Below are 7,249 nucleotides of genomic sequence, written 5' to 3'. Positions count from 1 at the left end.
TTATTTGTTCCACCCTACCACCTTTAAGCTCATTGTAAATAGTGGTTCTTGACCTTTTTAGGTGCCTAGCAATAGAAGATATTGAGCAACCTAATTTGATCATGGCATAAATTTCTCCTCTTTCATACTCACTTAGGTGTTTAAAGTTTCTCTTTTTTGTGTTAAAATTAAGTTGATTCATTGTGGACCTCCTGTATGTATTTGTGTTGTGACTTATATTTTAACACAGGATTCGCAATGAATCATTTTTTATTTAGTTGTACAAATTGATTATACAATCAACCATTTAAATTTAGTCGTTTCTATCAGTTATAAATTTAATCCCATAAATTAATTTTTTCTAATAGATATGTTAATACTCTCTTCTGATCGACAACAATCTTTGCTTTAGCTAACATATCATTATTCAAATTAATATTATTACTAACTTTATTTTTTTCTATTATACATTTTACTATATAATATGATTGTCCAGTTTTTTCATTTACCTTTGTTTCTTTAGATATATCAGTTATTTTGCTATCAATAAAACCATACTCACTAGATGGGTATGCTGGAATTTCTAACTTTATTGGTTGATTTTTTTAACTTTTCCAATATCAGAATTCTGTACATATATTTCAACTTCGTATTTCTCAAAATCATCTGGTAAAATATTAAAAATTGCTTGACATTGATTTAAATATAAACCCTCTTTTAAATCAATATCATACGTAAATTGCAATATCAATTTACGTAATAATAAAAAATATTAGTGGGTAGGAGTAAACTATTGGCATTAAAATAATTAGTAACTTTATTCCACTTACAATTTTAAAATATGTAAGTATACTAGCTATTGACCAAGCAATGAAAAAATAAATTTTTATGCTTTCATTAAAAAACAATTTTTTACTTAGTAAGCTTATTACTGCGTCTTCCACAAAAAATACCATCAATAGCTGAGCACTAAATAGTTCATAAAAATATTTATCGCTCATATCAAAATAGATGATGTCAATTACTGTTAGTATTGTAAAAGCAGCTACTGTTAATGCATTTCTTATAATTAATTTGTTTTTGTTATTTAATAGCAATAGATAATTGGATAAATATATAAGTAGCAAGCCAAAGGATAAAATAGCTTTATTGACAATGTTCATACTCATGTATAGAGTACCTGAACATGCAATATATGTTAGGATTACCTCAGTAAATATTAATAGATACACAAATTTATTATCCGATATATTTTGCTTAAATTTTTTATTCATTTTAGCACATCAAATAAAATATTCTAACTTATATTTCAAGTAACAAAATATATATTACTTACTTGGAATGACTTTATTTTTCACAAAAAATCAATAATTTCCTTCTTTGATTATACTACAGAAGTTATAAAGATAGCTATATAAATTATTATTTAAAGTTACTACTAATATATTAAATCACACTTTGAATTTATATTATCGGACCAATATCTGGTTCATTTTTAAAAATAATAGCCTATATTATAATACCTTCCCTACTAGTGTAAAATATGAAAATTAAGTATAAGTAATATAAGCTATATTGATAAAACAATTAGCTTTAAAATATGGAAGAATATCTTTAAAATAAGGGAGAAAGAGAGTTATAATGACCTACTTAAATTTAAAACCCTATATAAAGTATCAAAAAACGAATAAAATTAAATTGCTAAAACCAATGCCTGTTAAAGTAAAACACTTTTCCAGTGGCGACTTGACAAAACGCTTTTCTAGTGGATATCTTATGGTAGACCTGTGCCTAGCAATCCTCAGTCTTTCACTTTGTATCCTGATTGTATCAAACTATTTAGCCAACCTATCTCTTATAAATAAACATACGGTTGATTTGAACAGTCAATACCAAATTCTAAGAAGTGAGGTAGACCAATCACTAAGTCTAATGTCAAAGCCCGGCAGCGATAAAGAAATCAGCGCCGATCCTATTATCTATGAAAAAGATGGCTACCTATTTGAAAAGAGATACACTCTTTTAGATGATAATTTTAAGATGTACAGGCTAGATATATCAGCTGCAGACAAGAAAAGAACCTATAAGACCAGCACCTATTTTATAGTGAGATAATCAACCTATGGATTTAGGATATCAAAGGAAGAACAAGTATGAATACTATACCTATACAAATAAAACCGAATAAACATAAATCTGGCAGCATATCACTTAGTGGTTTGATTTGCCTAAACATACTAGTAATCATAATAATATCAAGCATGCTGGCATACCAAAATTTGATGAGATATGAAAAGTCTAGTAGGTCTCTTGCACAAAATGACTATGAAGCCAAAATCGGTCCTGTCTGTGCCGAGATAAACTACCTATACTCCATCAAAAATGCCTATGAGTCCACAAATTCAGCTGCTGAGTTTGAAAGATACTTTGCAACTATGGATAGACTCGGTCACAGGAGGGTCTACAAGAAGGAATATTACAATGATGAGAGGGTCACTATCAAGAGTATAGCTGAGAACATCAGGGTCAATATTGATAATACTAGCATAGAGTTTTCCATAGCCTGTATTTTCAAGGATGAATTAGACCCCAAGCATGTGCCAGGCAAGTATTTCACTAGTAAAAAAGACTATATTCAAAGGTATATATCTAAGAGGTGCCAGATAATCAACCCCTACCTAAAATACAATATAAAAACTCCTGAGGAAAAGAGGAATTTGACCTATGAAGAAATTAAGACCTTGTTCAGCTATAAATAATAAGACCGATGGATTTTCAGCTGTTGAGACGCTTGTCTGCCTATCCCTACTTGGACTTGTCCTATCTATATCCAGCATATCCTACCCCATAGGAGCCCTTCGTTTTAATGAGTCTATAAACAACCTAAAGTCAGATCTTAGGAATACAATCGTTCTGGCCCAAGATACAAGTGTAAGCTACAAGTTCAAAATAGACTCCCAAAACAAGTCATACTCTATCGAAAATTACAAGGGTGGTATATTGGAAAAAAGGATCCTAGAAAAGGACATCTATATAGGATATGATGGTATGACATTTAATATAGGTAGCCTTAATAGGTCTGGCGGGTCATCAACCCCACTCAGTCTCTATATTATAGACACATCAAGAAAAAAGGCGGAAAGAATCACCCTCATGCTGGGTACTTCGAGGGTACATTCTTATTCATGCGACTACAAACTAGCCTTACTTGAACTTAGCCCAAGTGTCAGGAGTGATATAGATAAATAGTATATGTGTATTGTTTTATAAATAATATATGTCATTTATAGTTTTACGAATTATATATGTAAAGTATAGTTTTAAGAGTAATGTATGTGAATTATGGTTTTAGGAATAATATATGAGTTATTCTTGTAATAGATAATATTGTAGGTGATAGTTTTGATAAATGGTTTAATAATCAAGAAAAATAAAGTGTCTATTTTAGATAATAGGAGCAAAAAGCAAGGATATCTTATGATAGAATGCCTGATCTATATTTGTGTATCATGTATGGTCTTATCTAGCATTTTCCTACTGGTATCATCTACAAGAAAAATACAAAAATACCAAGCAAATTTATTTGATTTAAATGAGGTTGCAATAAAGACCGAAGATATTATAAGGTTTGAGCTAGAGGATTCAATAGACTGCCTTATCAGTAGCAAGTTTGTAGATGACAGCGACTACCACCAAGTAAGGTCAATTGACTATGTCACTTATAATAACTATATGACTAAGGACTTTGTAATTCAAAAATCACTAGTCAATTCCTATGGGTCCTTATATATCAAAAATGACACTATGTTTCAGGTTTCCAACCACCTTAAGTCAATGCTGGTCAAGCCAGTGTTCGATGGTGAGGGTAAGCTGATATATCTTTCAGTCAAACTTATTTTTGAAAAGGATAAGTCCAAACTGACTAGGGAATTTACAATCTACTTCTAATATTCTAACATATGAAAATGAGGTTACAATACCACCCGACCACCAAAGCTCTCCTCGGTATGTAACCTCATTTTCCATTAGTTACAGCTAGAACATCCACCAGTTTCTTCACTGCTTGCTGGTCCTTCGATAGCCTTTCTAAGCATAAAGTTCCTTCCAACTCCCTTAGGTAGCTTCATCTTTACAAGCTGTCTTGGATGTGGAGCTGCCTCTATAGCCTCTCCCTCTTCATTGTACATTTCTTCGATTTTTGTCTCTATTGTATGAGTGTATGGTCCTATGATTTCTATCTCATCACCTATGACCATCTTGTTTCTCTGTTCAACTACTGCATATCCATCTTCGTCCTGGTCTGATACCACAATACCTATAAAGTCGTAGTTACGTACATATGATGCAGATGCGTAGTTCTGTTCTTCAGTTCCAGGCTTGTCATTGAAGAATCCAGTAGTGAAGTGCCTGTGACTTCCCTTCTTTAGTTCCTCTAGCCACATAGGATCAAACTTCCATCCTTGAGGATCTGCATAGTAAGCATCAAGTGCCATCCTGTAGGCTCTTACAACTGTTGCTACATAGTAGGCAGTCTTCATTCTACCCTCTATTTTTAGGGATGTTATACCTGATTCTACTATCTGAGGTATAAATTCTACCATACATAGGTCCTTGGAATTAAAGAAGAACGTCCCTCTTTCGTCTTCATATATTGGGAAGTACTCTCCCGGTCTTTTTTCTTCTACTAGGTTGTACTTCCAACGACATGACTGGGCACATGATCCCCTGTTGGCATCTCTTCCTGTCATATAGTTTGATATTAGGCACCTACCTGAGTATGATATACACATGGCTCCATGAACAAATGCTTCTATATCTGTGCCCTCGGGAGCGTGGTCTCTTATAGATCTTACTTCTTCAAAAGAAAGTTCTCTCGCTACAACCACTCTCTTGGCTCCTAGATTATACCAGAAATTTGCACTCCTATAGTTAGTTGTATTGGCCTGTGTAGATATATGTAGTTCCATATCTGGTAAAATATCCCTGATTATCTGGATAACACCTGGGTCTGATGCTATTAGGGCATCAACTCCTGCTGCTGATAGGTCCTTGATATAGTCTTCAAATCCTTCAAAATCTGAGTCATGAGGTATGATATTTACAGTTACAAATATCCTCTTACCTCTCTCATGTGCAAAATCTGCACCTTCTTTAATCTCTTCTATAGTGAAGTTCTTGGCAGCTGTTCTCATACCAAAGTTCTCTCCACCAAGATAAACTGCATCTGCACCGTATTCAAATGCTATTTTAAGTCTTTCTAGGTCGCCAGCTGGGGCTAGTAATTCAACTTTTTCCATTATACTTACTCCTTTATTTCTTGTATGATAAGGCTACTCCATCTCCTACTGGTAGGATTGATGTATCCACATCCTCTAGACTGCATATATAGTCTAGGTATTCTCTCATTCTCTTTACAATCGTCCTTTTTCTTCTTACCACAAAATCATCACTTGCAATCATTCCCTTATACAAAATGTTGTCTGATATTACAATGCCACCCTTTCTTAGCTGTGGTGTCACCATATCGTAGAACATCTTGTACTGACCCTTAGCTGCATCTATAAAGATCATATCAAACTCTCCATCTAGGTCCTTTAGGGTCTGTGCAGCATCTCCAACAAGAATTTTTATCTTGTCCTTAAGTCCTGCCTTTTCTATATTTTCGTATGCCTTTTCTAGCATCACTGGATTTCTTTCTGTTGTTATTATCTCAACATCTCCACCTAGTACTGTAGCAAAAAATATTGAAGAATAACCAATTGCACATCCAATTTCAAGTATCCTCTTAGGCTTGTGTATGTCCAATATAAACCTCAACAATTCTGCAACTTCCTTGTGTATTATAGGTACGCTATTTTCTTTGGCGTATTCTTCCATTTCAAGGATTAAAGACTTATTTTCCTTTAAGATGTTCCTTATATAGTCTTCAACCAAATCATTTACTATATTACTCATATCTACTCCTATACTATACTATATTACTCATATCTACTCCTATTTTGATTTTTCTCTAAAAAACAGGGAAGTAGCCCCTCCCTGTTATCTAGTCACTTTAGTTTTTGCTACTTTTTTCAGTAGTTGATTCCTCTTTAGACTTTTGAGCTGCCTTTGCATCTTGTTCACCATAGGCTTCCTTACGATACTTGTCAGCACTTACCTTGTGTTCCTCAAATGTCTTGCTGTATGAGTTCTTACCATTGACATTTGTAACAAAGTATAGGTAGTCTGTCTTTTTAGGATTGGCTGCAGCAACCATAGACTTCTTACCTGGACTGGCAACTGGTGTTGGTGGAAGGCCTTTGTTTAGGTATAGGTTGTATGGTGATTCTACCTTTAAATCAGAATACAGGACCCTGCCCTTTCTCTGTGGTAGGCCATACTGAAGTACAGCATCTGACTGTAGTCTCATCTTCTTGTCTAATCTATTGTAGAATATACCTGCTATTATATCCCTATCTTCATCATTTACAGCTTCCTTTTCAACTATAGATGCCATTATAATAGTGTCATAGAAATTATAGTTGTTCTTCTTGACAGCTGGCTCTACACTTGCCTTGTAGACCCTAGAAAACTCAGATAGCATCTTTTCAAAAATTTCCTTTTCGCTAGTGCCCTTCTTGAAATAGTAAGTCTCTGGGTACAAGAATCCTTCTAGAGTTGCTATTCTAGTGTCCTTTAAAAATGGGAACTTATCAGCAAACTTACTAGGGTTCCTATATAGGTCTACAAATTTTTCCCTTTGTCCAAGTCCCTTGGCTACCAACTTTGCAACTATATCTGTTGATATGCTACCTTCTGGTATTGTAAATTTCACACCATCTTGGTATATCTGACCTCTTACTAGCTTGTCTATTATCTTGTCGTTGTCCATGTTCTTTGACAACTTGTACTTTCCGGCCTTTATTTTTTCAGCCTTGCCTGTATCTCTTACATTTTTAACAAATACACGTTTATTTTTGATCAGGTCTTTTTCCTTTAATAGGCTTGCAATTGACTTTACACTTGAGCCCTCTGGTATATCTACTAGCTGACTTTCCTTGGTGTTAGGATCTACTGGTTGTGATCCTGTCTTCATCATGTAGTAAGATCCACCCGAAAACAATACTATAAGCACAAGTAGGCAAACCAATATTTTCAGTAAATTAACTTTTCTGCGTCTTTTTTTAGACTTTTTAATAGGTTTATTAGGAGTCTTTCTCTTCAATGTTTTTTTATCCACTATATTTTTTCCTCTCAATTATAATCATTTTACTATTATACACTAAGTTCA

The 7,249-nt window shown here is 33.8% G+C and carries 9 protein-coding genes; 4 read left to right on the top strand and 5 right to left on the bottom strand.

The window, feature by feature from the left end:
• Positions 1-181, bottom strand: a 181-nt coding sequence (locus F823_RS0102905; RefSeq protein WP_019595362.1) for a helix-turn-helix domain-containing protein, incomplete at its 3' end; no start/stop codon positions are given.
• A 136-nt stretch (positions 182-317) separates the two neighbouring features.
• Positions 318-572 carry a beta-barrel domain-containing protein gene (locus F823_RS11585; protein WP_465227839.1) on the bottom strand — a complete coding sequence of 85 codons (255 nt, stop codon included), beginning with the start codon at positions 570-572 and terminating at the stop codon, positions 318-320.
• A gap of 1,048 nt (positions 573-1,620) precedes the next feature.
• On the opposite strand from F823_RS11585, the gene F823_RS0102895 reads away from it, so the two are divergent.
• From F823_RS0102895 to F823_RS0102880, 4 genes are all read left to right on the top strand, one after another.
• A complete protein-coding gene (locus tag F823_RS0102895) occupies positions 1,621-2,094 on the top strand; it encodes a hypothetical protein (RefSeq protein ID WP_002844860.1) in 474 nt (157 codons plus the stop codon).
• A gap of 38 nt (positions 2,095-2,132) precedes the next feature.
• Positions 2,133-2,738, top strand: coding sequence for a hypothetical protein (locus tag F823_RS0102890; protein ID WP_002844859.1), 606 nt, complete (start codon positions 2,133-2,135; stop codon positions 2,736-2,738).
• A complete protein-coding gene (locus F823_RS0102885) occupies positions 2,704-3,228 on the top strand; it encodes a hypothetical protein (protein WP_002844858.1) in 525 nt (174 codons plus the stop codon). The genes F823_RS0102890 and F823_RS0102885 overlap by 35 nt, the downstream gene beginning before the upstream one ends.
• Positions 3,229-3,372: 144 nt before the next feature.
• Entirely contained in the window at positions 3,373-3,927 is a 555-nt protein-coding gene (locus tag F823_RS0102880) for a hypothetical protein (RefSeq protein ID WP_002844855.1), read from the top strand.
• A gap of 77 nt (positions 3,928-4,004) precedes the next feature.
• Here the strand turns inward: F823_RS0102880 and F823_RS0102875 are convergent, their stop codons facing one another.
• The 3 genes from F823_RS0102875 to mltG all read right to left on the bottom strand — a co-directional run bounded on the left by F823_RS0102875 (position 4,005) and on the right by mltG (position 7,198).
• Positions 4,005-5,276, bottom strand: coding sequence for a peptidase U32 family protein (locus F823_RS0102875; RefSeq protein WP_002844853.1), 1,272 nt, complete (start codon positions 5,274-5,276; stop codon positions 4,005-4,007).
• A gap of 13 nt (positions 5,277-5,289) precedes the next feature.
• A complete protein-coding gene (locus F823_RS0102870; RefSeq protein WP_019595359.1) occupies positions 5,290-5,934 on the bottom strand; it encodes an O-methyltransferase in 645 nt (214 codons plus the stop codon).
• 97 nt (positions 5,935-6,031) lie between these two features.
• A complete protein-coding gene (gene mltG, locus F823_RS0102865; protein ID WP_002843745.1) occupies positions 6,032-7,198 on the bottom strand; it encodes an endolytic transglycosylase MltG in 1,167 nt (388 codons plus the stop codon).
• Positions 7,199-7,249: the final 51 nt, after the last annotated feature.

It is taken from the genome of Peptostreptococcus anaerobius VPI 4330 = DSM 2949 (assembly GCF_000381525.1).
GTDB lineage: Bacteria > Bacillota > Clostridia > Peptostreptococcales > Peptostreptococcaceae > Peptostreptococcus > Peptostreptococcus anaerobius.
This window is presented reverse-complemented; position numbering and strand designations above follow the sequence as displayed.

Coding starts and splice junctions, on each gene's coding strand:
- F823_RS0102895 (WP_002844860.1), top strand. CDS start 1,621: ATGACCTACTTAAATTTAAAACCCTATATAAAGTATCAAAAAACGAAT.
- F823_RS0102890 (WP_002844859.1), top strand. CDS start 2,133: ATGAATACTATACCTATACAAATAAAACCGAATAAACATAAATCTGGC.
- F823_RS0102885 (WP_002844858.1), top strand. CDS start 2,704: ATGAAGAAATTAAGACCTTGTTCAGCTATAAATAATAAGACCGATGGA.
- F823_RS0102875 (WP_002844853.1), bottom strand. CDS start 5,276: ATGGAAAAAGTTGAATTACTAGCCCCAGCTGGCGACCTAGAAAGACTT.
- F823_RS0102870 (WP_019595359.1), bottom strand. CDS start 5,934: ATGAGTAATATAGTAAATGATTTGGTTGAAGACTATATAAGGAACATC.